This window comes from Mesorhizobium sp. Root157, from assembly GCF_001427385.1.
Classification (GTDB): domain Bacteria; phylum Pseudomonadota; class Alphaproteobacteria; order Rhizobiales; family Rhizobiaceae; genus Mesorhizobium.
Genome location: NZ_LMGJ01000023.1, coordinates 178,052 through 204,023 on the forward strand (window position 1 = coordinate 178,052; position 25,972 = coordinate 204,023).

Here is a 25,972-nt window from a genome sequence, read left to right on the forward strand (position 1 = left end):
TTAGTCGAAGAGGCTGGAAACGGACTGCTCGGAAGCGGTGCGGGAAATGGCTTCCCCGAGCAGGTCGGCAACGGTGATGACGCGAATGTTGGGCGCGTCGAGCGCTGCCTGTGTCGGCTGGATCGAGTCGGTAATGACGAGTTCCTGCAAGTGCGAGCCGGCGATGCGGGCGGCGGCGCCGCCGGAAAGAACGCCGTGTGTGATATAGGCGGTAACGCTTGTCGCGCCTTTCTCCAGAAGCGCGTCAGCAGCGTTGCACAGCGTGCCGCCGGAATCGACGATGTCATCGATCAACAGGCAATCCTTGCCGTGTACGTCTCCGATAACGTTCATCACTTCCGATTCGCCAGGCCGTTCGCGACGTTTGTCGACGATGGCCAATTGGGCGTCGATGCGTTTTGCCAAGGCCCGCGCGCGTACGACGCCGCCGACGTCAGGCGATACCACCATGACGTTGGCCAATTGCTTGTACTTGGCCTTCACGTCGCGTGCCATTACCGGCACCGAGAACAGGTTGTCGGTGGGCATATCGAAGAAGCCCTGAATCTGGCCGGCGTGCAGGTCGAGCGTCAATACGCGGCTGGCGCCGGCGCGGGTGATCATGTTTGCGACCAACTTGGCCGAAATCGGCGTGCGGCCCGAAGCACGGCGATCCTGTCTGGCGTAGCCGAAATAGGGGATGACGGCGGTAATACGCCGTGCGGACGAACGCATGAAAGCGTCCATCATGATCAGTAGTTCCATCAAGTGGTCGTTCGTGGGGAAAGATGTCGACTGCAGGATGAAAACATCCTCACCGCGCACATTTTCCTGGATTTCGACGAAAATCTCCTGGTCGGCGAAGCGCCGGACGCTGGCCTTGCCAAGCGGGATGTTGAGGTAGCGGGCGACTGCTTCGGCCAGCACCCTGTTGGAATTGCCCGCGAAGAGTTTCATATGTCGTTCCTGGAGAGAATTTTATCGGCTTTTAGCCGCCTTGACCGGTATTGCAAGCGCTGAGAGCCGTAATCCTCCGGCAACCCCCATAAAAACGCGACCGAGACGGCTGAACGTCCAGTTAGCCGGTACGGCCTCCAAGCCACGATGAAAATTGGTCAATGGTCGTATTGGCAATAGCCTGCATCGTTGCCGGAGCTACGCCCGTCCAGCCTTCCGCGCCATTGACCGTCGCTGCCGTTTCCTGGCCATTGATGCGGTGAAGGCGATTGCCGGCGGGATCGTAGATGTCCCAGACATAGATCACGGTGGTGTTCTTGCCTTCCGTGAGCACCGAGAAATAGCCCTTCAGAATGTGCGTGGCAGACTGGTCCATGCTGCCGGCCAGCGTGATGCCGCGCTGCCGCGCCTGGGTTTGAAGTTGTTCTGTCAAAGGTATTGCGGCGTCGACTGAGGTGCCGACAATGGGGGCGATTTGGAGGCGCGTCCTGCCAACCACAGCGGTTTGTTGCGGCGCTACCTGTGTGCCGGGCGAAACTGGCGTGGTTGGTGCTGCGCTGGAGGCTGGCGGACGTGCAGGCGTTGTTTCTGTTCCCATCGTCGAGGGGACCTTCGATGCCAAATCACCCTGGGAAGCAGGCGTAGGGTCCGTTTGCCGGCCAAGGGCGGATGGGTCGAGCACGCCGGAACTGTTGCAAGCTGAAAGGCCGAGCGCAAGGAGCACTGATACGGCGGGAATGGGCGATCGCCTCATGTGCGCTAAACACTCCTTGACGGCCCGGACATGTCCGGCCACCGTGGTTTCACTGCACGATCAAGTCGAGATCATGGCGCGAAAGCGGCTTGGGCTGCGACTCGGTCGTCAGATATGTCCGCCCGAGCGTCATGGCCGTCTCCGTTTCCGAATCCATGATGATCATATGTGCAAACAGCGTCATGTTGGGCGCGATCGGCTCAGGATTGCCCTGGTAGAACATCGGCGTGTCCATCCATGAGGGTGCAAAGCGGGCGCCGACCGAATAGCCGCAGGCGTTGAGCCGGTGCTTGGTCAGGCCATAAGTTTCCAAGGTCCGGGCTTGCGCGTCGAATACGTCTCCGAACGTGTTGCCTGGCGCCAGGACCTTCTCGACGGCAAGAAGTGCGGCGTGTGAGGCGTCGAACAGTTCCTGATGGCGCTTGGAAACCTTGCCGGTCAGGATCGTACGCATCATGGGCGCGTGGTAGTGGTGGAAGACGCCCGCCCATTCCAGCGTCAATTGATCGTTCTTGTTGAGTTTGCGGCGGCCTGCCTTGTAGCGGCATAGCAGGGCGTCCGTTCCGGAGCCGATGATGAATTCGTTGGCCGGGTAGTCACCGCCGCCGGCGAAGATCGCGCCTTGCATGGCGGCCAGAATGGCCCCTTCGTCGCCGCCCTGCTTGATCAGCGGCAGTGCCGCGTCGAGTGCGTCGTCGGCGAGACCCGCTGCCTTTTCGACCTTGGCGACCTCGACGGGGCTCTTGAACAGCCGCAGCCTGCCGACAATCCCGGAGGCGTCAGCGATCTGGCCGAAGGTCTGGAGTTGCTCGTCAAGCCGGCGGCCATTATAGGCGGTGAGGCCATGGGTATCGTACTCGACACCGATGCGGGCACCGAGCAGATCGAGTTCGTTGAGCAGGTTGCGCAGGTCGATGGCCGGATTGGCGCCATCGCGGTCGGTCCACAAGACGATGTTGTCGATGATCGAAGTATGACGAGCCTGGCGCAAGTCGGCCGACCGCGTCAACAACGTCATCGAGCCATCGGCCTTGACGACGAGGCACTGGAAAAAGCAGAAGCCGAAGGTGTCGTAGCCTGTCAGCCAGTACATGCTTTCCTGCGCGAACAGCAGGACGGCATCGAGTTTCTTCTCTGCCAGTTCGATCATCAGCCTGTCGCGGCGGGCGTCAAACTCTGAACGTTCGAAATGCAACGCCATTATTCTCAATTCTCCAAAACGATCGCCGAAATCTGGCGGCCGTAATCCGGTTCCTTGCGGTGCGTCGTGCGACGGTAGGAATAGAACAGATCTTCCTCGGCATAGGTGCAGCGGCCAAGGCCTTCGGCAATGACACCGGCCTTGCGCAAACGCTCGACCGTATAGGCGTTGAGGTCGAACAGTGAATGGCCGGGGTTTGCCGAAGGTACGAAATAGCTGGCGTTCGTCGCGTCCGCCGACGTGAAGCGTTCGACGAATTCCGGTCCGACTTCGTAGTTCGCCGGGCCGATGGAAGGGCCGAGCACCGCGACGATGTTTTCTCGCCTCGCGCCAAGGCTTTCCATCGCCGTAATGGTATTTTCCAGCACCCCGGTGAAGGCACCTTTCCAGCCGGCGTGCGCGGCCCCTACGACGCGCGTTTTGGCATCGGCGAACAACACCGGGCCACAATCCGCGGTCGAGGCTCCTACGGCGATGCCCGGACGGTCGGTAACGATTGCGTCGGCTTTCGGTCTTTCCCCGACGAAGGGCTGCCGGGCCAAAATTACGTGCGGCGAATGGATCTGGTGTGCGGTTAGCAGATGACTTGCAGGCACGCCCATCCATTGGGCGACACGACGGCGATTTTCATGCACCAACTCTTGGTCGTCGGCCGAGCCGGTGCCAATGTTCAGGCCCTGATAGATGCCCTCGGAAATCCCGCCGACACGGGTAAAATAGCCGTGGCGGATGCCTTGCGCCTTTGCCTTTTCAAGCAAGGGTGACCGGAGCGGATCCGGGTTAAGCTGATTCAACATTGGCGCTTTGTTGTCTCCGCGAACCGTTTCGTCAAGCCGGCGTCTCGCAATGTGGACAATCCGGCATGAGACCCACTCACTGGGTCAGAGAGTGGCGCAGCACGTTGTCGAAAGTCAATTCTTTGCCGGAAAGGGCACATCCGCCGCATTTTTGGACAGGATTGCCAGCACTTTGAAAAGGTCTCCCATCTGGCTTGCACCGGCCAGCCTCTCGACTTCGCCGGAGATCTTTCCGCGAACTGCGTCGTCAGCGTTCGCGCCGAGACGGCCGGCCCTTTCGAGCAGGCCCATGGTGAGGAGAAAATCGCCCTGCGTCGCCAAGCGTGCGCTGAGGCCATGAGCGCGGGCGGTTTCGGCAAGTGCTGCAAAATCCACATGCGCGGTAAGATCGGCCTCGCCGGGGCTGGCGAGTACGTCTTGGTAGGCGTGGTCTTTCATCGCCTGCAGAGTGTCTCCTACGCCCGGCTCGAGATGGCCGTAGTCGATGAACAGGCCCGCGCCGCCGTCTGCTGCGACACGTGCCGCAACAAGATCCATAAGCGCGCTGCGGGCAGGAGCGATCTCGACGATTGTGCCTTCGGGCGCATCGTGCGCGTCTTCGGGAAGCAGGGACGGATCGAGCGATGCGACCCCCGAGAAGAATGCCAGATCGTCGTTGTCGCTGAGGCCAACCATGCGTTCGCGCCAGCCGACACCTTTGCGGACAAACTGGCGGATAGGCACCGCGTCGAACAATTCGTTGCCGACGATGAGGAGCGGGTTCGGAGGCAATGTTACAATGGATTCGTGCCACGAGACGTTTGCAGGCATTGAGGCCAGCGTCTGTTTTTGTGTTTCCGCGAGGCGCGGGCTGGCCTCAATCATGGCGAATGCCGCATTTCGGAAAAACGCCGGGTCGAGGCGCTCGAAGGTACGAAGCATGTCCTTCATCAAGGTGCCGCGCCCGGGGCCGATCTCGGCCAGTGTGACAGGCATGGGCCTGCCGATTGCCGACCACGCCTGATAAAGCCAGACTGCGATGAGTTCGCCGAACATCTGACTAACTTCGGGAGCGGTGATGAAATCGCCGGCTGCGCCAAATGGCTCTCGGGTCGTGTAATATCCTTCGCGCGGATCGAACAGGCAAAGCGCCATGTATTCGCTGACCGGGATAGGCCCTAGCGTCCCGATCAGTTCGGCTATGCGCTGTTTTAGTCGCGTCATGCGGCCTGCTGGCGCGCCAACGGTTTCGCCGTCGCCATTGCCCATATGCCAATCAGGACCATCGGCGTCGACAAGATCATGCCCATGGTCAGCCAACCGCCGAAGAGATAGCCGATCTGCTGGTCCGGTTCACGGAAGAACTCGACGAAAATCCGCGACAGGCCGTAACCGGCAACAAAGGCGCCGCAGACAAAGCGAGGCGTCTTCAGCTTCAGGCGCGAATGGGTGAGCAACCGCAGCACCAAGAACAATATGAGTCCTTCCAGCAATCCTTCATAGAGTTGGCTGGGATGGCGTGGGAACGGCCCGCCAGTGGGGAACTCCACTGCCCAAGGAACGTCGCTCACGCGTCCCCATAATTCGGAATTGATGAAATTGGCCAGCCTGCCGAGGCCGAGACCGATCGGTACGCCGGCGGCGACGACATCGAAGAGCGACCAGGGATGGATATTGCGCGAGCGTGCGAACAGCGTCATCGCCAGCAACGTGCCGAGAATGCCGCCATGAAAGGACATGCCGCCTTGCCAGACCGCGAAAATGTCGGTCGGATTGGCGATGTAGCGAGGCAGGTCGTAGAAAAGCACGTAGCCGATGCGCCCTCCGAGCACGACGCCAACCGCCGCCCACACGACGAAATCGTCGATGTCCTGGGGCTTCATCGGCAGGGTTCCGTCAGGCCAAAGCTTTGCGTTGGTCACCAGGCGCTTGGCATACCACCATGCAAAGACGATGCCGACGACATAGGCCAGTCCGTACCAATGGATGGCGAGCGGACCCAACTGGAGGATGACAGGATCGATGTCGGGGAAGGGCAATGCGGCCGGCAAGAGCAAGGGGTGGGCGCTCAACGAGGTTACCTCGGGTTGTTTGCGATCGGCGCGGACCATGCGGCAGCGTTTTGGCAGGGTCAAGCGACGGGGCAAAGCAAGCGCACTTGCATTCGCGGCAGATGGCCACTACGTCAAATCCCAGCAAGCGAGGTATTGCCATGTCGACCGGCCCGAATCGCATTCTGGACGAACTTGCCAAATTGGTGACGGATGCCGCTGGCGCTGCTCAGGGCGTACGGCGTGAGGTCGAGACCGCCTTTCGCGGCCAGGCCGAACGAATCCTCAATTCCATGGAAGTGGTGCAGCGCGAAGAGTTCGAAGCGGCGCGCGACATGGCGCTAAAGGCCCGTGAAGAGAATGCCAGGCTTTCAGCTCGTATTGATGCACTGGAAGCGAGATTGGCCGAGCTTGCCGGGCCGGCGGGCAAATCCACAGCTTCAGCAGCCCCTCGCGCGAAAAAATAATCAATAAACTTGTCCACAAAGCATAATCCCAAAAAGCGCTTTGTCATGAATCGCTTACCGCCGTTGCGTGAATCATCCTCGCAGCGGCTTTCCACATGGGAATGATGCAACGCGCAAAATTGGGCTGGTCACGCGACTCCCGATCAATAGACTGAATTTGTTGCATGATTCGCAGAAGCGATGATGCGCCGGGCGGTGGGGTCCGGTCATGGGGTGTAGCGTCGAGCAGTCCAGGCCGTCCGAGTTCTAGAACAAGAATGTTCGTTGTGTGTGCCTCTTCACGGAGCGTGTGGTGGTGCTCCCAAACGACAGGAAGCATTTAATGGAACTCCTCGAACTCGAAGTCTCGCGCGAAATCCACCCCGTGGATGTCATCGAGCAAGTTGCGCATAATAATGACTGGTCTTTCGAACGGGCCGGCGACGACGAGATATCGATCACCGTTGCCGGGAACTGGACGGAATACCAGGTTTCATTCTCCTGGATGGAGGACTTCGAAGCGCTGCATCTTGCATGCGCCTTCGATATCAAGGTGCCTGAAAATCGCGCGCTGGAGGTGATGCGGCTGTTGTCGCTGATCAACGAGCAGATGCTGTTCGGCCATTTCGACCTGTGGGAACAGGAAGGCGCCATCATGTTTCGTCAGTCCCTGCTGCTTGCCGGCGGTGTCGAGCCATCGAGCCAGCAAGTCGAAGTCCTGTTGTCTTCGGCGCTCGAAGCGTGTGAATGCTATTTTCAGGCATTCCAGTTCGTCGTCTGGTCGGGGACTTCGGCGAAGGATGCGCTGGCGGGCGTGCTGTTCGAGACCTACGGCAACGCATAGGCCCTGCTCAAGATGAGCCCGGGCAATGCGCGCAAGGCGGAAATAAGCTTCGCCGATTTCGACAAGATCGATATCAGAGCCGGCACGATCATCGAGGCCGAGCCGTTTCCAGAGGCTCGCAAGCCGGCGCTCAAACTGAAGATCGATTTCGGCCCGATGATCGGCGTGAAGAAGTCGTCGGCGCAGATCACCAAATACTATCGACCGGAAATGCTGATCGGGCGACAGGTATTCGCGGTGGTCAATTTTCCACCGCGCCAGATCGGCCCGTTCATGTCTGAGGTTCTGACGTTGGGCTTTCCAGACGAAGAAGGCGCCGTGGTTCTCGGCGCCATCGAGCGCCAAGTTCCCGATGGCGGGAGGCTTTTCTAAGGCCGGACAGGCTTTCGTCAGGCCGGAACTTTTATGATCGCCCGCAGGCCGCCAAGCGGACTTTCATCCAGCGTGATGTCGCCGCCATGGCTACGCGCTATGTCGCGGGCGATCGGCAGACCGAGACCGGTGCCGCTGGCGTCGAGGTTTCGGGCATCATCCAGTCGTACAAATGGCTTGAATACCTCCTCGCGTTTCTCTTGCGTGATGCCTGGACCGTCATCGTCGATGGTGATGGTCAGGGAACCGTTGCCATGTACGGCGGCGATCTCGACATTCTTGGCGTAGCGAAAAGCGTTGCCAACGATATTTGCCATCAAGCGGGCGAAAGCGTTGGGGCGAACCTGAATGTCGGGGCCTCCAACGATGGAGGCAGTCAGCTTGCGCTTGCGCAACTTCGCTTCCTCCCCGAGTTTCTGGAAATAGGCATCGAGATCGAAATGGCCGGCATCTTCGGCCGCATCGCCGCGCGCAAAGGCCAAGTATCCTTCCAGCATCGACTGCATGTCGTCGATATCCTTGCCCAAGGCTTCGATGTCGGCCTTGGAGCGGGTCAGCGCCAGTTGCAGCTTGAAGCGGGTGAGGATGGTTCTGAGGTCGTGGCTGACGCCGGTCAGCATTGCCGTGCGCTGCTCGATCTGCCGCTCAATCCGCTCGCGCATCTGGATGAAGGCGAAGCCTGCCCGGCGCACCTCTTCGGCGCCGCGCGGCCGGAAATCGGGGGGCATCGGCCGGCCCTTGCCGAAGCTTTCAGCTGCCGCAGCCAGAGCAAGGATCGGCCTGATCTGGTTTCGCAGGAAGGGGATGGCGATGGTCAAGAGGACAAGGGAAGTGCCCACCATCCAAATGAGAAAGATGTGGGTGTTCGACGCGTATGCCTGGCTGCGGCGCACGAAGACGCGCAGAACCTTGTCTTCCAACTGGACGCGTACCTCCACTATGTTCGAATTGCCGACCGTGTCGATCCAGAACGGACGGTTGATCTGGCGTGTGATCTCCGTCGACAGGATCTGGTCGAGGATCGAGAAGAATGGCTTCGGACCGGGCGGCGGCAAAGGATCGGGCGGCAGCAGGTCGACCTTCAACTGCATGCGGTCCTGCGCTATGCGGATGATTTTCGCGTAGTCCGGGTCGTTCGGATAGGTTTCGATGAGATCGATGACCGCCGCGATGTCGCGCGTGACTGCCTGCGACAGGCGTTGTGTAACTGTCTGCCAGTGCCGTTCCATGAAAACGAAGGCGATGACCGACTGCAGCAGGATCATCGGCGCGATAATGATGATGAGCGAGCGAGCATAAAGCCGTTTCGGCATATAGAGCGATACGAGGCGCCAGAACCGCCGCCACATATTGCGCAATGTCGCCATCGCACGCGAGATACGCGCAATGAAGCCGTCTGGCTGAGGGCCTTGCAATTCTGTTGTCGCCATTCCCTACCGGCCTGCGAATACGGGCAGACGGCAGCGCGACTGCCGTCTGTGGCACTCTATTCCACACTGAGCCGATACCCAATACCGCGCACGGTCTGTAACCATACCGGGTTTGACGGATCGCGTTCGATCTTGCGGCGCAACCGGTTTATCTGCACGTCGATGGTACGTTCGCCGACGTCCGAATCGTCGCCGACCAACTCGTGACGAGGGATCGTTTCGCCGGCGCGCTCGGCAAAAATGGTCAGGATTTCCTGCTCGCGATCGGTCAACTTCAACACCTCGCCACCCCGTTTGAGTTCGCGCCGGGCAATCTGGAATGTATAGGGGCCGAACACCAACTGCTCCATTTTCGGCGTCGAGGCGGGACCTCCACGTCGCAGGATGTTGTTGATGCGCAGGATCAACTCGCGCGGATCAAATGGTTTCGGCAGATAGTCGTCGGCGCCGGCAGCGAGCCCGGTGATACGATTGTCGGTTTCAGACAGTGCCGTCAGCATCAGGATGGGAACGTCCTTGTCGGCCCTGAGTGCCTTGGTCAAATCGACCCCGCTTTCGCCGGGCATCATCACGTCCAGCACGAGGAGGTCAAAGTCGAGGCCCACGAGTTTGCGCCGTGCCTCGGCCGAGGTGCCCGCAACGGTGACGCGAAAGCCGTTTTCGGTCAGATACTGCTTCAGCAGGTTGCGGATGCGCGTGTCGTCGTCGACGACCAGGAGGTGAGGGGCGTCATCCTCCGGCACCATCGGCTGATCCAGCCTTTCCGAGCTTTCCATGGCTGCCTCCAAAAGTCTTCGCTTCATTCCTGGGCCTTGGGCAGAGCATCAATTTGCGCCCTGAGTTCCGGATTGACCATAGCCTTCAGGAAGCCCTCTATGAATGCCCGGCCTTCGGCTCCGGTATCTTGCAATGCGGCATGGATGCGGCGCGACTGTGGCCTTGCCAATGCCAAAGCCAAAGCGCGTCCCTTTGCCGTTGGATAAAGCTCGCGCTGGCGGCGGTCGCGGGGCCCTTGCAATTGAACGATGTGACCGGCATCGATCAATTGTTTGAGCACCCTTGCCAGGGACTGCTTGGTTATCTTCAAGACATCAAGCAGTTCGGCTACCGTCAGGCCCGGTCCTCGGTTGACGAAATGCAACACGCGGTGATGGGCGCGCCCGAAACCATAGTGTGCGAGCATCTGGTCCGGATCGGAGGTAAAATCGCGATACGCGAAGAAGAAGAGCTCGATGAGGACAAAGTCGATTCCGTCCTCATTGGCGACCGCTGTTCTTATTGGCGTTTCTGACGTGTTTTTCCGGTCCGGCATGGCTATCCTGTGAAGGGACTCAAAATATGTCAGTACTGTTGACATATTTTTATTGCGATGGTAATTTTTGGCAAGCTTTAGGGCCGATTGCGACCGAAAAGGCAAGACGGGGTCTGAATTCCGGAACTTCCTGAGTTTGCCAGAGTCACGATATGGGCCTACGCTTTACGGAAAGCGGCTGCCTCACGGCTGCCTGCTCGATACGCAACACTCAGTTTTATGCGGATTTGGTGTCCGTGGGAGGTTATTATGGCATCCGTTCCCTTTGATCAGCTCGACGGTTTTATCTGGATGAACGGCGAATTCGTCAAATGGGAGGACGCGAAAGTCCACGTGCTGACGCACGGTCTTCACTATGCCAGCGCAGTATTCGAGGGTGAGCGCGCTTATGGCGGCGAGATTTTCAAACTGACCGAGCATAACGAGCGCCTCCATGAATCGGCTCGCATCCTTGGTTTCAAAATCCCCTATTCGGTAGCGGAAATCGATGACGCCTGCACCACTCTGTTGAAGAAGCAGGGTTTCAAGGACGCCTATGTGCGCCCGATTGCATGGCGTGGCAGCGAGCAGATGGGCGTGTCGGCCCAGAACAGCCGTATCAACTGCGCCATCGCCATCTGGCAGTGGCCGAGCTATTTCGATCCGGCGCAGAAGCTGAAGGGAATTCGGCTCGATATGGCAGAGTATCGCCGCCCCGATCCTCGCACTGCGCCGTCGAAGTCGAAGGCGGCGGGCCTTTACATGATCTGCACGATCTCCAAGCATGCGGCAGAAGCTAAGGGTTATGCCGATGCCATGATGCTGGATTGGCGTGGTCAGGTGGCGGAGGCGACCGGAGCCAATATTTTCTTTGTGCAGGACGGCAAGATCCATACTCCAAAGCCCGACTGCTTCCTTGACGGCATTACCCGCCGCACCGTCATCGGCTTGGCTCGGGATCGCGGGCTGGAAGTCGTTGAGCGCACCATCATGCCGGAAGAACTGGAGAGGTTCGAGCAGTGCTTCCTCACGGGTACGGCTGCGGAAGTAACGCCGGTTTCGGAGATCGGCCCGTACCGCTTCGAAGTTGGCGACATCGCCAAGACCCTGATGCATGACTATGCGGCGGCCGTTCAGCCAAAGCATGCCATCGCGGCAGAATAACACTCCACACCACGGGGTTTGCCAAAGGGGTGGCTTCATGTCACCCCTTTTTCGTTTGTTTTTCAATATTTGACTTTCGTTGAATTCAGCGTCTCATGATGCAATCGGCTCAGGCGAGTCGGTTTTTACACTTGGAGGGATGTCAGTATGGAAACGCTTCTTCCGATTATTGTTCAGGTGGTTACTGGTATTATCGGCGGCCAGGCGGTAGGTGCGGCAGTCAAGCAGGCGGCGATGAGCCAGCTTCCCAAGATTCTCAGCGGCGCGATCGGCGGCGTTGGCGGCGCAGCGATCCTTGGGAGTCTCCTTGGTGGCGGTGCCATCGACCCAGCCGCAGCGACAGCGGCAGCGGGTGGGATCGGGGATGTGCTCAACCTCAACAACATCGTCGGCGGCGCAGGAGGCGGTGCCATCCTGACAGCGGTCGTCGGCGCAGTCATGAACGCGATGAAAAAGTAAGCTCGGCTTCGGCTTGCGTCCATGGGGCGGCTTTGGCCGCCCCTTTTTCGTTCCGGTTCAATGACTGTGCTGTGGACGATGACAGAGGATGGACCTACATCAACGGCGATAAAACAAGGAGCCATCATGGGGCAACTCAACGCTGGTATCATTCCGGTCACGCCGTTTCAGCAGAATTGCACGATCCTTTTCGATCAGGACGACAAGATCGGTGTCGTTGTTGATCCGGGCGGCGATGTCGAGCGGATACTGGCCATGCTCAAGGACAATGCCATCACCGCCACTGCCATCTGGATCACGCATGGTCATATCGATCATGCCGGCGGCGCCATGGAATTGAAGGAAGCGCTCGGCGTCGACATCATTGGACCGCGTGAAGACGATCGGCCGTTACTCGCCAACCTTGAAAACCAGGCGAAGCGCTTCGGCATCAACGATCACGTTCGCAACTGTTTGCCGGACCGCTTTCTGGTGGAAGGTGAAACGGTCTCTTTCGGCGAACACCTGTTCGAGGTCTTGCATTGCCCCGGTCATGCACCCGGCCATGTGGTCTTTTACCATCGTGCCGCCAAGTTCGCTCATGTCGGCGACGTGTTGTTTCGCGGCTCGATCGGGCGAACCGATTTGCCGGGCGGGGACCATGCCGCGCTGATCCGTTCGATCAAGGAAAAGCTATTGCCGCTTGGCGACGATATCGGTTTCCTGTGCGGCCATGGGCCTGGCGGAGGTTTCGGCGAAGAACGGCGGACCAATCCCTTCCTTGTTTGAGCGTTAAAAAAGGCGCGACGTGGAGCCGCGCCTTTTCCAATGCGGTTAGCCTTCGGGTCTTAGTTGGCTTGGCAGAAGTGGCTCAGGCCATCATAGCCGACGAAAGTGCCGGTGCGTGGGTTGAAGCTACGATAGCGGTCCGAACAATACTGGTACCATTCCGGGCTCCACGGCTCGTATGTGCCATAGTCGCCACGATAGTAACGGCGGACCGGAGCGGGGCGAGGCTCGCGGATGATATAGGTCGGTTCCGGCTCGTAGTAGCGCGGCTGTGAGGCGAGCGCTCCGCCGATCAATGCACCGGCGGCGAGACCGACAATACCAGCGGCTATGGCATCGTCGTTATGACGATGATGACGACGCCAACGCCAGTCGTCGGCGTGGGCGGCGGGAAGCATGGACAACGTCGTCGCGGTGACTGCGGCGGACAAAACTGCGGCCTTGAGAATTCTGTTCATGACGGTCTCCTTGTTGCCGGCCTGCCGATGCAGGGGCGCAGCCCGGTGTTGCCCGAACCAGTAGATGACCGTGGCTGAACGGCGGCTGAACGAACGGCAGTTCGTGCGCTTAACGCAGCCGAATCTCGAATGTTCCCTCGCGGCGCTCAGCCGACGGTGAGGTTAACCGCTTTCGGACCCTTGCCACGCTTGTCCGGCTCGGTCTCGAACGTCACTTTCTGCCCATCTTCGAGGCCGGGCAGGCCTGATGCTTGCACTGCGGAAATATGCACGAAGACGTCCTTGGCTCCATCATCCGGCGTGATGAAGCCGAAGCCTTTGGCATGATTGAAGAATTTTACGGTGCCGGTCTGCGGCATGGGAAACTCCCTTATGATCCCATAGGTCTGCTTTCGGGCTGGCAACGCCCGAACGGCAATTTGTCGTTTATTTTGCCGCTATCGGCAAGAAAAACTTTTTTTGCTAGCTGATATTCAAATTTCGGTCTTGTCGACCGCGCCGCCCATAAAAAAGAAAGGGCGCGGCCAGGATTGCCGCGCCCTTTGTCTAAATTTTCAGGCCTGGAATTAAGGCAGATCAGGCAGCGTTAAGGTTGACCGCCTTCGGGCCCTTGCCCATGCGGTCGGGCTCGACGTCGAAGGTGACCTTCTGGCCGTCGACGAGGGTACGCAAGCCGGAAGCCTCGATGGCGGAGATGTGAACGAACACATCCTTGGCGCCGTCGTCAGGCGTGATGAAGCCGAAGCCTTTGGTGGTATTGAAGAATTTTACGGTGCCGGTCTGGGCCATTTGGGAGAACTCCTTCACCCGATCAGTTTCATTGGTCCTGCCGCCTGGGTCGGATGCAAGTCCGGTGGTTGTTTCGGCGGTCATGCATTTGCGCACAATAAAACCCCCCGCCAAAAAACGGGGCTGTCAGAGATTTACGATATCGGGGATAGGGTCGTACAAACGTTCCACTCTCCGGGTGGCAAATGCCCGAACGGTGGATTTATTGCACGGAATTGTGAGTGTGACAAGATACCACTCGCAGGTTGCGTCATCAGCGGCAAGCCCTACGTTGGTAGTGGGTTACGCCGCAGGAGAGGCCGCGTCATCGGCCAAATCCGCGCAAGGATAGGCACAGATGCCACCTTGGCGATTGCCTTCGCTTTTCAGTTGTATTTTCACGGCGAACTGCGACGATTGCATGGCGGTATGCCCCCTGCCGCGTAAAAATTGCCAGGGAGACATGTCATGCAGTTTCGAGGCCCGCTTTTTTCCGGTGCGGCGGCCGTGCTTTTTTCCGGCATCCTTGCCGCCTGTACGGTGGTTGTGGACGAAGGGCCGGGATACCGGCCGCCACCGCCGGCCAGGCCTGGGCCGCAATTCTGCACGCGCGAATACGCGCCGGTGTGCGCCAGGCAGGGGCCGCGCCTGAAAACCTTCCCCAACAGCTGCGAGGCGGGCCGTTCCGGCTATCGGATCGTCAGCGGCGGCCAATGCCAGAGCGGTGGAAACTGGGGGCCGGGACCCGGCCCGGTGCCGCCGCAACGCGCCTGCACGCGCGAATATGCGCCGGTATGCGCGACGCGGCGGGGCGCGGTGCGCACCTTCCCGAACGCCTGCGAGGCGCGCTCGGCCGACTGGCGTATCGTGGACACCAACGGTCCCTGCTAGACCGCCGCGCATCCCGACGGATGCAGAGTGGCGGTCCACCTCCATGTTTGAGCAGCGGATTTTCCGAAAACCGGATTCCGTTTTTCGGTCCGACGCTCTGGACTGGTCATTGGCGCGGCTTCCGTTTGAACGTGTCACGGTCTTTCAGATCTGCTGGATTGCTCTAAGTATTTGTTTTCATGCATGTCTTCATCCCGATTCCCGTTTTCGGGCGACATGCACTAGCGGATTTCCTGCCCGGCCTGCCTCTGGCTAACGCTGGGGCAGGCTGGAGGCCGGCCTCGGCCAGGAGTTCGCAGACATAGGCGTGGGAGGCGGCGCGGTGCTGCTCGTCGACAAGCGCGGACAGTTCAATGCCGGCGGCCATGTCGAAAAACCGCCCGGTCAGATCGTCCGGCCACAGAGGCGCGCAGGAGGGGGCGCAGACATCCAGCGCCTGGCAGGAGCCGTTGCGGCGGCAGCTGCGCTCGGGACAGCGACGGTCAAGGCCAGCCATGGTGGCCAGAACGCGCCGCGCCAGCAGCACCTCCGGGCGCGGCCGCAGGCCCGGTGCATAAAGCCCGGCCAGCGCTGCGGCGCTTTCCGGCACGTAGGCGCGGATCAATTCAAGCTGGCGGCGCAGCGCGCGGGTTTCTTCCTGCAAATCCATGACGGGTCCTTTCGACAAGCGGTTATCGGGCAATCAACGGGTTTTTGCGCAAGCTTCGCCGCCCCGGCCGGCAAAACCGGTCGGGTGGGATCGGGAAGCGGGGCGCATGGCCGTGCCTTCCTAAAGTGATACGTGGCGCGACTTCCGCACCCCGCCGGTGGCTGTCATCCCGTCGACCGGTCCCAAGACCGTCCGGTGGTTACCCTGCCGTGACGATCAGGCGATATACGCCTCTTGCACCTGACACGGGTTGTTCTTTCCTATGGAAAGCCCGCCGCAAGACGCCGGCCTGTCGGATGCCCTCAAGGCCATGGGCGCCGAACCCATGAGGAGAGGTCACCGCCGCTCTAACCGTTGCCCGGTGCGCAGCCGGTTCCCGCAAGAGCGATGGGCTGGATTATAAGAGAAGGAAGAGGGGAAGTGGATGGAATTGAGGGAAAGAAATATATAAGTGATTGATACAATAATATTATTTAAGGGACGGTGTATTTTTTTATATCGAGTAAATTGCTGTTTCTAGCTCACCGTGGACACGATAGTTCGAAACTATTGGCAGCTGACACGCCGCCAGTTTTGGGTCTGAATCATGGCGTTTAATCGGGCGGAAGTTACCCCTTCAAATAAGGCGGTTATTTTCAGCGGACTGACGAGCACGGCGACGTGTGCCGTCCGTGTCGGACTTACGATATCTCTCCGCCATTGCCTTGCGGGCGTCGTCCAAACCGTCGGGCTTGGCCTCTTCGGACAATGGCTGTGGATTTGGCTTTTTCACAAATGAAATCATCTGTGTTGCTCCTGTTGGTTGCGAAAGGGCTCGTTGCGAGAGTTTTTACGAAAGATGTCAGCTTGAAAGCGTGGTCGCGCAACCGGCTGCGGCACGCCTTTCCGAAGTCTTCTGTCCAGGCATCGTTGCCCAGCCGCCATCCGTTATGAACTGCTGCCGTTTATAGCTATCGGTGATGGCTTTCAGTTCGACGAGCTTGGCCGCCGAGTCGGGTGCGGAATTGAAACGTTCCACGCAGATGGTCGACGCCAGTTCTCCGCGTGCTGTGTCGCCCGCCTCGGTGGCTGCCACCTGCGATGTGCCACCCGTAACCCAACCTCCCCAACTGAAGCCTACCACCATCGTGGCTACTGCGGTCATCAGGCAGGCCCACACGAGTGTCGATTTAGTCGGCTGATAGTCTTCCCAACGCTGGGCGAGAGATGTCTTGCCGCCTGATTGCATGGCCATTTTAATTCTCCACGTTGGTTGCTGTTTAGATGTCGAGCTACGTCGGCCGAATGATTCTGGCACCGCCGTCAGTATCCATATCGCCCATGCCGGTCGCTGGGACTGAACTCTTGCGTGCAAATGTCTGCAATAGAGGCCTCGGTGGTCATCAAAGGAGCCGCGACCGAGCGACAGGCCTGTAAAGTGACCACGGCACCCTTGTACACGGCTTGGCGCCCTGTAGATAGGAGTGCGAAGAATTTATTCTTGATCCATCAAAATAATCAAGTTTCCTGAATTTATTTTCGCGGATCAAGTACAAGGAGATTTAGAGACATTCGAGTATCTTTTTTGCCTTCTACCGGCTTTTTTTTGAAATCGACGCTTCATTCAATAAAACACAATTTAGATTCCTCTTGTTTTAACTTGAAAATACGCTTATATGTGTAATTCGTTGATTTGGCCGAGTTGGCTTTCGCGGTGTCAGAGACCTTCGACCCGCCATTCACCACCGAATTGTCGATAGTCGATATGCCGCGCCGTTCCGGCGAGTATGTCACTCCTTTCGAATCCCGAATGATACCCGGCGCTGACCACGGATGTACTGGCAGCCTGGGGAGCATTCGGTTCGAATTGGAACCGTGCAGAAGGCGCCTTTGCGTGCTCCTGCGGAGACCCGGCAATATGACCAACCGCACCACACAGACCGTCGTCAGTTTCTCATCCGCTTTTGTGCTTCCGGGGCTTGGTGAACAGCCAGCCGGAGACTACCGCATCGACCACGACGAAGTAACGATCGAGGGTTTGTCGCGCCTTGCATGGCAGCGAGTCGGAACCTTCATTCGCCTACCGTCGATCGGCACGGACAGTCCAATACAGCAAATGGTGCCGGTCGATCCGGCAGCCCTCAATGCCGCACTCGAACAGGATCAAAACCCGTCATGACCGCTACCACCCTACAGTACCGCAGCCCTCGCCCGCACCGGCGCGAGGCCGAAACCCATCTGTTTGCCGTCGGTCTACTCGTCAGGCTTAAAAGCGGCTTCGGACAAGCGCTCAATGCTTCCGACATCTACCGCATTACCGGCACATTGCCGCCGAGGGGAAATTCTTTCCAGTACCGCATCCGCAACGATGAGGAACGCTATGAGCGGGTGGTAACGCAAGACAGCCTCGAACAGGCCGCCGTGACCCTGCCGGAAGAAAACTCAGCTCTTATTGAAAGGACATTCAACAATGGCCAAGGGACAGAAGCGCAGCAGTCGCGAGATCAGAAAACCGAAGCAGGAGAAAGCGCCGCCCAAGCCTGACAATTCATCCAGCAACCAGATGCCGGTCGCTGCGAATGCCAACACCCAGCGCGGCAAGGGCAAGGGAAAAGGCTGACAGGCGTGACCGTTCAGGGAGGAGAGGTGAGACGGTGCAGGTGGTGATCGAGTTCTATCGCACCCGCAACGAAGACGACGCGCACGCCGTCGTCGGGCGCGAAACGAAGGAGGCGGTCGACCTCGCTGGCGCGGATCAATTCAAGCTGGCGGCGCAGCGCGCGGGTTTCTTCCTCGAGAAGGGTGTGGATAAAATTGGGGAGAGAAAAAGAGGAAGCGTTTGAAGAGAAAGAGGAAAATTCAGGGAGGTGGAGTCAGCTTTCAACCCAGCATCGACCCAAGTCAACCGAGCCTGAACCACCGCTTTGCGCCCCATCTCAGCCGTCAGGGCATGCCTGTCGCATTTCCGATAGCTGCTGGTTGGTCAACCTGCCACCTACGGCCGACTGGGGGTGGGAAGGGGACGGACAGGTTTCGGGCGGCTACTTCAGGAAAGCTGCCCTTCACCGGATCGACGACCTTCGGAAGTTTTGCTCCCGCAATCTCGCCAGTAGAACTCGGCGCTGCCACTTTCTTAAAGCAACATTTCCTCGCGACCTCATTAGCAAGGAGGCGGATCATTCGGGTTCCCCTTGGTAAACCGGTTTGGTTGGGGCGTTTTCATCCAGCGGGCTATCCGTTACTCTTGCGCTGGGGAACGGCGGAGAATTCCGCTATTTGTGGGGGGCGGCCAGAACGGCCGTTAAAAGGGGATGGGACACAGACATGTCACCGCATACGATGAGGAGCGTGTAGCCTCAGTCAGCGGCGAATTGGCAGCTGTAATCGACGCAGCCACATTCGGGATTCACTCATGGGAAGAGGTGCCAGCCGCTTTCAGTAGGTACTTTCCGGGCTCATGGGTCGGACTGCACAACATCAATTTCTCTGAAATCAGCCTGAATTTTTTATCGGCCCACAATATTGAGCCGCAATTTTTTCGGTCGTTCCAAGAGCACTTCGTCTACGTGAACCCATGGAATCCACACTGGAGCACGGTAAAAAGCGGAGTGATCTCACTCTCGGAACGTGTCGCTCCGGCGCGCATGTTCGCTCACACCGAATTTTTCAACGATTGGCTGCTTCCGCAAAAGAATGTCGAGGCGGCTATGGGACTCAAGATTGATGGCGACCACGGCGAATCCATCCAGTTCATGATGCACTATCCGCTTTCACATTCGGACAAATATGATGATGCCGGAGCCGAAGTCCTGAGGCGAACGCGCGGAAACCTCCTGCGCTCCATCGAATTCGGGCGGCTCATGCGGAGTCGGGCCGAAAGTGCGGCCGCAGGTGCCGCGCTCGTAGAGCGGGGGCTTCGTGCGACATTTGTCGTTGATGGCGATCGCACCGTGCGCGAGGCGAACCAACAGGCCGTGGATCTGTTTTCATCGGCTACGGCCCTATCTGTCCGGTTCGACCGCATTTATCTGTCAAACAAGGAGGCCGACAGCAAGTTTGGAAACGTGTTGGCAGCGCTGGCGGCCGGAATTCCTACGGATGGATCTCGTATCTCGTTCCGGACTGCTGATGGCGCGTGGCAAGTAGCGCTTGCGGCTCTTCCTGGAGTAACTGCTCAAGGCGGAACTATCCTGTCGCTGATACCACCTCGGCGGATGGTGCTAGTGCTCGTTACCGATCTGAGTTCAGAACGCCTGAAATCGACGAATCTATCGGCTCTTTCGGCAGCATTCAGGTTAACACCTTCGGAAGTCGCATTTTGCAGGCGTTTACTTCTCGGCGAGTCTGTGGCCGAAGCAGCCGGCCAACTCGGCATTACTATCATGACTGCTAGATCGCGCTTGAAAGCGATTTTTCACAAGACAGACACTTCCAGACAGGGCCAGCTAATGCTTCTGCTGACGCGTCTCACCTAGCAATACAAGGCCCGGTTCGTCTGGCGTTTACCTGACCGACTGGAAACGCCATGGACGCCCGTAGTGTGTAAACCGAACCGGTGTTCGGTGTTGGCGACCCCGCCATTTGCGGCTCCGATCCTCATCAATAATGCCTTCTGATGACAGTCCACTGGAACGATGCACCGACATTAATAAATCCGGGGCAATTAGATGAAAATATTCGTGATGTTACCGGTGGCGCTGCTCCTGGCCGCACCACTGATGATGCCGTGGGAATTGCTGCAGCAGGCTTGGGCGTTGCGACTGCTGTCGCAGGTGCATCCAGCGGCGGGGGTACAGTTCTAGCGGGGCGTCGGTCGGGGCTGGAGGAACGGGGAATGTAGCGCCAACTTCGGGATACAGCCAGCGGCAATCCTTCGAGGACTGCCGAGCAATGTACCAAGCTGGCGTGTACGATCTTGCCCGAAAATGTGCGAATAACGCCACGAACATGAACTCACTGAACTAAACACGTGAGAGGTTTGGTAAGTGATGAGACAATGGCGCTCCGACTGGCGATTTCTCATGATGTTATCCTCTTGTCTTCTCAGCGCTTCGCTTGCTTGCCCGCGGCTTTCTCCGCATTCAGCGCTACGGCTGCCTTGATGAGCGCCGTGAAGGCCGCTTCGTCGAGCTCTTCACCCTCGCGGATGTCGATGGCGCGGCGGGCGTTGCCTTCGAGGCTGGAGTTGAACAGGCCTGACGGGTCTTCCAGCGACGCGCCCTTGTGGAAGGTGAGTTTGACGACGCTCTTGTAGGTCTCGCCGGTGCAGATGATGCCGTTGTGCTCCCACACCGGCACGCCGCGCCATTTCCACGCCTCGACCACGTCCGGGTCTGCCTTGTGGATGAGCTTGCGCATGCGGGCCAGCGTCTCGCCGCGCCAATCCGCCAGTTCCTTGATGCGCGCATCGATCAGCCGGGGGGAGGTTGCGGGTTCTTCGTCCGTGTTCCTGTTCGCGTTCATGGCCGGTTTTGCCCTGTTTGGTTGCAAGATGCCGCCGCTCACATGGCTCGCCTGGAAGCCGGCTCGCCTGCTTCACCCAGTCGGTGAAGCGGGCTTCGTCGAACGGGTCGTGCTCGCGGATGTCGAGGTAGCGCACGTCCTTTTGCTTCGATGTTCCGGGCGGGACGGGTTCGAGCGACACGCCGCGAAAGAAGGCGACTTTTACGTATTTTTCAAAGCAATGAAAGCTGAGGAACCAGCCCTCTTCACCGGCGCCATAGAAGGGCGAGTTCCATTTTACCGCCTTGCGCACGTTCGGGACGGCGCGGGTGACGAGGGCGTCGAGGCGGCGGCCGATGTCGCTTTTCCAGCCTGGCATGGCGGCGATATAGGCCTGCACGGGCGCTTCGCCGTAAGCCTTGGCGATCTGCGGGTTGCCGCCCGAAAGCAGCCGGGGCGGTCCGGCCGCCGCTAGATGTTTCGGTGTCTTGCCAGCCATCGTTGCCTCTTCGGTGCGGGACGGGAGGGAACCAACAATAGGGCGATTCCGGCCGATGTCGACCAAGCGGGGCGTGGGCTTGAGGGGCGGGGCGTGGATCCGGGAAGCGGCCCGGAGCAGGGGGCCGGGCCGCTTCTTGCTGGCGGATCAGGCCTTTTTGAGTTCGATGAAGGATTCGAAGCCGCCATAGATCATGCGCTTGCCGTCGAAGGGCATGGTCTGCATGTCGGGCTGCATGCGCGGGTCGGCCATGACCTTGGCGAGGATTTCGTCGCGATCCTTGCGCGACTTGTAGACGACCCATGCGAAGACGACGATCTCGTCGTCCTTGGCCTGCACGGAGCGCGGAAACGAGGTCAGTTCGCCGTAGGGCACGTCGTCGCCGGTGCACTCGACATAGGCGAGCGCGCCATATCCCATCCAGACATCGCCGGCCTTGCGGGCCATGTCCTTGTAGGCATCCAGATTGGCCTTTGGCACGGCCAGCACGAAACCATCGACATAAGACATCTGCTTCCTCCTCAAGCGTTGTGTTTGACTGGGGCGTTCATGGCCCATTCGACGCCGAACGGGTCGCGCAACTGACCCCAGCGGTCGCCCCAGAACATCACCTGCAGCGGCATGCCGACCTCGCAACCGGCATCGACGGCGCGCTGCCACCATCTGTCGATGTCGCCGTCGTCGAGGTGAAGCTGCATGGTGCAGCCCTGCGGCTTTTGCACGGCCTGGCCATGCTCCGGGTAGAAGTCGGAGATCATCAGGCTGGAGCCGTTGACGTAGAGATGGACATGCATGGTGCGGCCCTGCTCGTCGGGCGGCACGGCGAAGGCCTGTTCGGCACCGAATGCCTTCTGGTAGAATTCGGCCGCCTTGAGCGCGCCGTCGATCTGCAGATAGGGGGTGAGGCCGCCGAGCGGCTTCGGCATGGGCGGGAAGGGCGGCTGTTGACCGTCATCGGACATGGTTTTCTCCTGTCTTCGGCGTTTTTGCCCTCACAGGACGTATGGCGGCGGCTCCATCCGACAAGCGCTGTGAAACTATTTGGGCGCCGTGAAATTATTCAGGCGTCGCGGCAGCGCCGGTGTTCGGCACGCGGCGTTGACAGGGCAGGGATCAACTGCCCGGGCGGCCGGTCTTCGACGGACGTCGATTGCGGCGTGCCGTTTCTGCAGGGTCCTCGTAGGAGCCGATGCCGGCGCGCTCACGGACAATCGGTTTATCGCTCACGCTGTCGCCGCTGCGCGGCTCGCTCCGCCCACTTCTTTCTGGCGCGCCTGCGGCGTCGCGGAGAGCCTCGCCATCAGGCGCGACGGCCGGTCGGCCTTGCGGCTTTCCCGGTATTTTTCCCTCGACCGGTTTTTCAGTGCGGCGCACGGTCATCTCGTCCAGCGAATTCTTGCGGAACAGGGAGTGTTTGTCCTGCCCGGGGATGCCGAAGTCGGAGCCGTGCGCCTCGCTTGCCGACTGCTTCTTGAACAGCGAGCGCGAGACGGCATTCGCCGGGGTCGGCATGTCGGTGCCAGGACCCATGTCGTCGAGCGATGGCTTGGCGAACAGCGACCGGCCGGAGGCAGCACGCTGCTTCGTTCGCTCTTCCTGGGGCGAGAGGGCATTGTCATCGACAGCCTTGTGGATGGCACGGCCCTTGTTGTGCTTGCCTTTCTCGCGGCCGGAAACCGGGCTTTCCATGTCGGCGTATTTGGCCAGCGGGTCGTCGGAGATGGCGAGTTCCATCTCGCGCAGCCGCTTGATCTCGTCGCGGATGCGAGCGGCCTTCTCGAAATCGAGATTGGCGGCGGTGTCGCGCATCTGCTTGTCGAGCGCTTCCAGATGGGCCTTCAGATTGTTGCCCATCATGGCGCCGGCACCGTCGGTGAACTGCGAGATGTCGGCGCGCACGTGGTCCTTCTCGTAGACCGAATCGAGGATGTCGGAGATGCGCGACTTGACGCTTTCCGGGGTGATGCCATTGGCTTCGTTGTATTCGATCTGCTTTTCGCGGCGGCGGTTGGTTTCGGCCATGGCGCGCTCCATCGAGCCGGTGATCTGGTCGGCATAGAGGATGACCTTGCCGTCGACGTTGCGCGCCGCTCGCCCTATCGTCTGGATCAGTGAGGTTTCCGAACGCAGGAAACCTTCCTTGTCGGCGTCGAGGATGGCGACGAAGCCGCATTCGGGAATGTCGAGGCCTTCGCGCAGCAGGTTGATGCCGACCAGCACGTCGAAAGCGCCGAGACGCAGGTCGCGCAGGATCTCGATGCGCTCCAGCGTGTCGATGTCGGAGTGCATGTAGCGCACGCGAATGCCCTGCTCGTGCAGGTATTCGGTGAGGTCCTCGGCCATGCGCTTGGTGAGTACGGTGACCAATGTGCGGTAGCCGGCGGCGGTGGTCTCGCGGATTTCGCCGCCGACGTCGTCGACCTGGCTCTTGGCAGGGCGCACCTCCACCGGCGGGTCGATGAGGCCGGTGGGACGGATGACCTGTTCGGCGAAGACGCCGCCGGCCTGTTCCATCTCCCAACCGCCGGGGGTTGCCGAAACCGCGACCGACAGGGGGCGCATGGCGTCCCATTCCTCGAAGCGCAGGGGCCTGTTGTCCATGCAGGACGGCAAGCGGAAGCCGTATTCGGCCAGCGTCGCCTTGCGGCGGAAGTCGCCCCGATACATGCCGCCGATCTGCGGAATGGTGACGTGGCTTTCATCGATGAAGATGAGCGCATTGTCGGGCACATATTCGAATAGTGTCGGCGGCGGATCGCCGGGCTGGCGGCCGGTCAGGTAGCGCGAATAGTTCTCGATGCCGGCGCAGGAACCGGTCGCTTCCAGCATTTCGAGGTCGAAACGGGTGCGCTGTTCCAGCCGCTGCGCCTCCAGCAGGCGTCCGGCCTTCTCAAGTTCAGCCAGACGGTGCTTCAACTCCTCCTTGATCGACTTGATGGCCTGATTCAAGGTCGGGCGCGGCGTGACATAGTGCGAGTTGGCGTAGATCTTGACCGACTTCAGGTCGCCGGTCTTCTGGCCGGTGAGCGGGTCGAACTCCGTTATGGATTCGATCTCGTCGCCAAACAGCGAAATGCGCCAGGCGCGGTCTTCCAAGTGGGCAGGGAAGATTTCGATGGTGTCGCCGCGGACGCGGAAGGAGCCGCGGACGAAATTGATGTCCTGGCGCTTGTATTGCTGGGCGACGAGGTCGGCGAGCAATTGGCGTTGGTCGAGGCGGTCGCCGATCGCCATCTGGAAGGTCATCGCCGTGTAAGTCTCGACCGAGCCGATACCGTAGATGCACGACACGGAAGCGACGATGATGACGTCGTCGCGCTCAAGCAGCGAGCGCGTCGCCGAGTGGCGCATGCGGTCGATCTGCTCGTTGATCGAGGATTCCTTCTCGATATAGGTGTCGGTGCGCGGGACGTAGGCCTCCGGCTGGTAATAGTCGTAGTAGGAGACGAAGTATTCGACCGCGTTCTCCGGGAAGAACTTCTTGAACTCGGAATAGAGCTGGGCGGCTAGCGTCTTGTTGGGGGCGAGGATGAGGGCAGGGCGCTGCGTCTCCTCGATCACCTTGGCCATGGTGAAGGTCTTGCCGGAGCCGGTGACGCCGAGCAGGACCTGGGTGCGGTCGGTGTTGTTGACGCCCTCGACGAGATCCTTGATGGCGGTCGGCTGGTCGCCGGCCGGCTGGAAGTCCGACTCCATCTTGATGGCGATGCCGCCTTCGGATTTTTCCGGGCGGGCGGGCCGGTGCGGCGTCCACAGCACGCCGTCCTTGTGCAGCGGGTTGCCGGATTCGATGAGCGCCGACAGTGCCGCCACCGTTGCGGTAACGCCGGAGTTGGACAGCGTCTCGGCATCTTCGAGGCTGATGTCGATGCCGGCGACGGGGTTCAGGCCGACGGCGACGCGTTCCTTCGCTGAGGCAGCGCCGCCCATCGAGGTGCCGCGTGCGGTTCGCGTGGGAGAGGCGGAGCGTTCCGGGATTTTTTTCTTCTTTGCGCTCACGCTGTCGCCGCGATGCGGCTCGCTCCGCCCGCTTCTTTCTGGCGCGCCTGCGGCGTCGCGGGGATGCGCACCGTCAGGCGCGACGGCCGCTCGGCCTTGCCGAGCTATGCTCGGTTCTGAGGCCTCTCGCTCGATCTGCTCGGCCCAATCCGAGATCGAACCGGAGAGCGGTGCGCCGGTGAATTCGGCCTGGGGCGCTTCGGCAAAGCCCTTGCGTTCGAGCGGCTCCGAGGCGTCCAGATAGTCGGTCACGGCGTTGCCGCGCTTGCGCGGCAAGCGGCTGTCCTCGGCCGGTGACGGCGATTTCTTTTCGGGGGATTTGGCCATCGCCGGAATATGGGAGGAGTCCGACTAAATGGGAAGAGCAGAACGGCATTCGGGTGATGTTTGGATTTGTAATGCTGACAGCAGGCTGTCAGGATAACGCAATGAGGATTGCGGCGGCGATCCGTGCATGCCGACAGGAGGGAAGATGACGGCTTACGTGGTGGCGACGATGGCAATCCACGACCCGCAGACCTATCGGAAATATACCGACCTGACGCCGCCTTTGGTGAAACGACATGGCGGCAAGTTCCTGACGCGCGGTGATGTGGTGACGACAGCCGAGGGAGAGCCGTTCAAGGAGCGCATGGTGCTGCTCGAGTTTCCGAGCAAGGCGCATGCCGAGGCATGGCTGTCCGATCCCGATTATGTCGAAGCGTGCAAATTCAGGCACGCTTCATCAGTCGGCCGCCTGCTGATCCAGGAAAGCGGCGGCAATACGGAAAATCCCGACCCCAAACTCTAACATCG

The 25,972-nt window shown here is 59.8% G+C and carries 32 protein-coding genes and 1 pseudogene; 13 read left to right on the forward strand and 20 right to left on the reverse strand.

Annotated features, from left to right (window positions below; genetic code table 11):
* The 6 genes from ASD64_RS13120 to lgt form a co-directional block, all read right to left on the reverse strand.
* Complete coding sequence (locus ASD64_RS13120) at positions 1 to 936, reverse strand: ribose-phosphate pyrophosphokinase (RefSeq protein ID WP_056105638.1); 936 nt, start codon at positions 934 to 936, stop codon at positions 1 to 3.
* A 121-nt stretch (positions 937 to 1,057) separates the two neighbouring features.
* The gene (locus tag ASD64_RS21915) at positions 1,058 to 1,369 is read right to left on the reverse strand and encodes a hypothetical protein (protein ID WP_320410199.1); all 312 of its coding nucleotides are present in this window, start codon (positions 1,367 to 1,369) and stop codon (positions 1,058 to 1,060) included.
* Between the two features lie 370 nt (positions 1,370 to 1,739).
* A complete protein-coding gene (locus ASD64_RS13130; protein ID WP_056105640.1) occupies positions 1,740 to 2,891 on the reverse strand; it encodes a M24 family metallopeptidase in 1,152 nt (383 codons plus the stop codon).
* Positions 2,892 to 2,896: 5 nt separating this feature from the next.
* On the reverse strand, positions 2,897 to 3,688 hold the full coding sequence (pgeF, locus tag ASD64_RS13135; protein WP_056105641.1) for a peptidoglycan editing factor PgeF: 792 nt from the start codon (positions 3,686 to 3,688) through the stop codon (positions 2,897 to 2,899).
* A gap of 114 nt (positions 3,689 to 3,802) precedes the next feature.
* Entirely contained in the window at positions 3,803 to 4,891 is a 1,089-nt protein-coding gene (locus ASD64_RS13140) for a class I SAM-dependent methyltransferase (protein WP_056105972.1), read from the reverse strand.
* A complete protein-coding gene (gene lgt / locus ASD64_RS13145; protein ID WP_156460134.1) occupies positions 4,888 to 5,739 on the reverse strand; it encodes a prolipoprotein diacylglyceryl transferase in 852 nt (283 codons plus the stop codon). Before lgt ends, ASD64_RS13140 begins: the two co-directional genes overlap by 4 nt.
* 140 nt (positions 5,740 to 5,879) lie before the next feature.
* Between lgt and ASD64_RS13150 the strand changes: the two genes are divergently transcribed.
* From ASD64_RS13150 to ASD64_RS13160, 3 genes are all read left to right on the forward strand, one after another.
* On the forward strand, positions 5,880 to 6,185 hold the full coding sequence (locus ASD64_RS13150) for an accessory factor UbiK family protein (protein ID WP_056105643.1): 306 nt from the start codon (positions 5,880 to 5,882) through the stop codon (positions 6,183 to 6,185).
* Between the two features lie 322 nt (positions 6,186 to 6,507).
* Positions 6,508 to 7,008 carry a YbjN domain-containing protein gene (locus ASD64_RS13155; RefSeq protein WP_056105645.1) on the forward strand — a complete coding sequence of 167 codons (501 nt, stop codon included), beginning with the start codon at positions 6,508 to 6,510 and terminating at the stop codon, positions 7,006 to 7,008.
* A 12-nt stretch (positions 7,009 to 7,020) separates the two neighbouring features.
* Positions 7,021 to 7,380: a tRNA-binding protein gene (locus tag ASD64_RS13160; RefSeq protein ID WP_056105647.1), complete on the forward strand. Its 360-nt coding sequence runs from the start codon at positions 7,021 to 7,023 to the stop codon at positions 7,378 to 7,380.
* Between the two features lie 17 nt (positions 7,381 to 7,397).
* Here ASD64_RS13160 and ASD64_RS13165 read toward each other — a convergent pair whose 3' ends face one another.
* Genes ASD64_RS13165 through ASD64_RS13175 form a run of 3 tightly spaced genes read right to left on the reverse strand, consistent with a single transcriptional unit; the run spans position 7,398 to position 10,122 of the window.
* Complete coding sequence (locus tag ASD64_RS13165; protein WP_082549980.1) at positions 7,398 to 8,810, reverse strand: ATP-binding protein; 1,413 nt, start codon at positions 8,808 to 8,810, stop codon at positions 7,398 to 7,400.
* 56 nt (positions 8,811 to 8,866) lie between these two features.
* Positions 8,867 to 9,586 carry a response regulator gene (locus tag ASD64_RS13170; RefSeq protein WP_056105975.1) on the reverse strand — a complete coding sequence of 240 codons (720 nt, stop codon included), beginning with the start codon at positions 9,584 to 9,586 and terminating at the stop codon, positions 8,867 to 8,869.
* 23 nt (positions 9,587 to 9,609) lie between these two features.
* Positions 9,610 to 10,122, reverse strand: a complete 513-nt coding sequence (locus ASD64_RS13175; RefSeq protein WP_056105649.1) for a MarR family winged helix-turn-helix transcriptional regulator — start codon at positions 10,120 to 10,122, stop codon at positions 9,610 to 9,612.
* 249 nt (positions 10,123 to 10,371) lie between these two features.
* Here ASD64_RS13175 and ASD64_RS13180 point away from each other — a divergent pair, with 249 nt between their 5' ends.
* From ASD64_RS13180 to ASD64_RS13190, 3 genes are all read left to right on the forward strand, one after another.
* Entirely contained in the window at positions 10,372 to 11,265 is an 894-nt protein-coding gene (locus ASD64_RS13180) for a branched-chain amino acid aminotransferase (protein WP_056105651.1), read from the forward strand.
* Positions 11,266 to 11,412: 147 nt separating this feature from the next.
* Positions 11,413 to 11,724: a hypothetical protein gene (locus ASD64_RS13185; protein ID WP_056105652.1), complete on the forward strand. Its 312-nt coding sequence runs from the start codon at positions 11,413 to 11,415 to the stop codon at positions 11,722 to 11,724.
* Positions 11,725 to 11,850: 126 nt separating this feature from the next.
* Positions 11,851 to 12,492, forward strand: a complete 642-nt coding sequence (locus tag ASD64_RS13190; protein WP_056105654.1) for an MBL fold metallo-hydrolase — start codon at positions 11,851 to 11,853, stop codon at positions 12,490 to 12,492.
* Between the two features lie 59 nt (positions 12,493 to 12,551).
* Here the strand turns inward: ASD64_RS13190 and ASD64_RS13195 are convergent, their stop codons facing one another.
* The 3 genes from ASD64_RS13195 to ASD64_RS13205 form a co-directional block, all read right to left on the reverse strand.
* Positions 12,552 to 12,950, reverse strand: coding sequence for a BA14K family protein (locus ASD64_RS13195; protein WP_056105656.1), 399 nt, complete (start codon positions 12,948 to 12,950; stop codon positions 12,552 to 12,554).
* Between the two features lie 146 nt (positions 12,951 to 13,096).
* Entirely contained in the window at positions 13,097 to 13,309 is a 213-nt protein-coding gene (locus tag ASD64_RS13200) for a cold-shock protein (RefSeq protein WP_056105658.1), read from the reverse strand.
* A 217-nt stretch (positions 13,310 to 13,526) separates the two neighbouring features.
* Positions 13,527 to 13,739 (reverse strand): cold-shock protein, encoded by a 213-nt coding sequence (locus ASD64_RS13205; RefSeq protein ID WP_056105977.1) that lies wholly within the window; start codon positions 13,737 to 13,739, stop codon positions 13,527 to 13,529.
* A 447-nt stretch (positions 13,740 to 14,186) separates the two neighbouring features.
* Between ASD64_RS13205 and ASD64_RS13210 the strand changes: the two genes are divergently transcribed.
* Positions 14,187 to 14,609, forward strand: a complete 423-nt coding sequence (locus ASD64_RS13210; RefSeq protein ID WP_056105660.1) for a Kazal-type serine protease inhibitor family protein — start codon at positions 14,187 to 14,189, stop codon at positions 14,607 to 14,609.
* Between the two features lie 163 nt (positions 14,610 to 14,772).
* On the opposite strand, the gene ASD64_RS13215 is transcribed toward ASD64_RS13210, so the two are convergent.
* The 3 genes from ASD64_RS13215 to ASD64_RS13220 all read right to left on the reverse strand — a co-directional run bounded on the left by ASD64_RS13215 (position 14,773) and on the right by ASD64_RS13220 (position 16,492).
* A complete protein-coding gene (locus ASD64_RS13215) occupies positions 14,773 to 15,258 on the reverse strand; it encodes a hypothetical protein (RefSeq protein ID WP_056105662.1) in 486 nt (161 codons plus the stop codon).
* 616 nt (positions 15,259 to 15,874) lie between these two features.
* Positions 15,875 to 16,042 (reverse strand): hypothetical protein, encoded by a 168-nt coding sequence (locus ASD64_RS21395; RefSeq protein WP_200957832.1) that lies wholly within the window; start codon positions 16,040 to 16,042, stop codon positions 15,875 to 15,877.
* Between the two features lie 57 nt (positions 16,043 to 16,099).
* Positions 16,100 to 16,492, reverse strand: a complete 393-nt coding sequence (locus ASD64_RS13220) for a hypothetical protein (RefSeq protein ID WP_056105664.1) — start codon at positions 16,490 to 16,492, stop codon at positions 16,100 to 16,102.
* A gap of 663 nt (positions 16,493 to 17,155) precedes the next feature.
* Between ASD64_RS13220 and ASD64_RS13225 the strand changes: the two genes are divergently transcribed.
* From ASD64_RS13225 to ASD64_RS21835, 5 genes are all read left to right on the forward strand, one after another.
* A complete protein-coding gene (locus ASD64_RS13225; protein ID WP_056105666.1) occupies positions 17,156 to 17,416 on the forward strand; it encodes a hypothetical protein in 261 nt (86 codons plus the stop codon).
* Positions 17,413 to 17,781 carry a hypothetical protein gene (locus ASD64_RS20670; RefSeq protein ID WP_082549981.1) on the forward strand — a complete coding sequence of 123 codons (369 nt, stop codon included), beginning with the start codon at positions 17,413 to 17,415 and terminating at the stop codon, positions 17,779 to 17,781. Before ASD64_RS13225 ends, ASD64_RS20670 begins: the two co-directional genes overlap by 4 nt.
* A gap of 110 nt (positions 17,782 to 17,891) precedes the next feature.
* Positions 17,892 to 18,080 (forward strand): hypothetical protein, encoded by a 189-nt coding sequence (locus ASD64_RS13230; RefSeq protein ID WP_056105667.1) that lies wholly within the window; start codon positions 17,892 to 17,894, stop codon positions 18,078 to 18,080.
* Between the two features lie 528 nt (positions 18,081 to 18,608).
* Entirely contained in the window at positions 18,609 to 19,712 is a 1,104-nt protein-coding gene (locus ASD64_RS13235) for a helix-turn-helix transcriptional regulator (protein ID WP_156460136.1), read from the forward strand.
* 192 nt (positions 19,713 to 19,904) lie between these two features.
* Entirely contained in the window at positions 19,905 to 20,039 is a 135-nt protein-coding gene (locus ASD64_RS21835) for a hypothetical protein (RefSeq protein WP_274533362.1), read from the forward strand.
* Between the two features lie 241 nt (positions 20,040 to 20,280).
* Here ASD64_RS21835 and ASD64_RS13240 read toward each other — a convergent pair whose 3' ends face one another.
* From ASD64_RS13240 to uvrB, 5 genes and pseudogenes are all read right to left on the reverse strand, one after another.
* Positions 20,281 to 20,700 (reverse strand): DUF1801 domain-containing protein, encoded by a 420-nt coding sequence (locus ASD64_RS13240; RefSeq protein ID WP_056105672.1) that lies wholly within the window; start codon positions 20,698 to 20,700, stop codon positions 20,281 to 20,283.
* Positions 20,701 to 20,746: 46 nt separating this feature from the next.
* Positions 20,747 to 21,178 (reverse strand): annotated as a pseudogene (locus ASD64_RS20675) (DUF1801 domain-containing protein); the annotation flags it as partial.
* A gap of 147 nt (positions 21,179 to 21,325) precedes the next feature.
* On the reverse strand, positions 21,326 to 21,688 hold the full coding sequence (locus tag ASD64_RS13250; RefSeq protein WP_056105675.1) for a DUF1428 domain-containing protein: 363 nt from the start codon (positions 21,686 to 21,688) through the stop codon (positions 21,326 to 21,328).
* Positions 21,689 to 21,699: 11 nt separating this feature from the next.
* Positions 21,700 to 22,140 (reverse strand): VOC family protein, encoded by a 441-nt coding sequence (locus ASD64_RS13255; RefSeq protein WP_056105677.1) that lies wholly within the window; start codon positions 22,138 to 22,140, stop codon positions 21,700 to 21,702.
* A gap of 151 nt (positions 22,141 to 22,291) precedes the next feature.
* Positions 22,292 to 25,504, reverse strand: coding sequence for an excinuclease ABC subunit UvrB (gene uvrB / locus ASD64_RS13260; protein ID WP_056105679.1), 3,213 nt, complete (start codon positions 25,502 to 25,504; stop codon positions 22,292 to 22,294).
* Between the two features lie 145 nt (positions 25,505 to 25,649).
* Here uvrB and ASD64_RS13265 point away from each other — a divergent pair, with 145 nt between their 5' ends.
* Positions 25,650 to 25,967: a DUF1330 domain-containing protein gene (locus ASD64_RS13265; protein ID WP_056105680.1), complete on the forward strand. Its 318-nt coding sequence runs from the start codon at positions 25,650 to 25,652 to the stop codon at positions 25,965 to 25,967.
* The last annotated feature ends 5 nt before the right edge of the window (positions 25,968 to 25,972 follow it).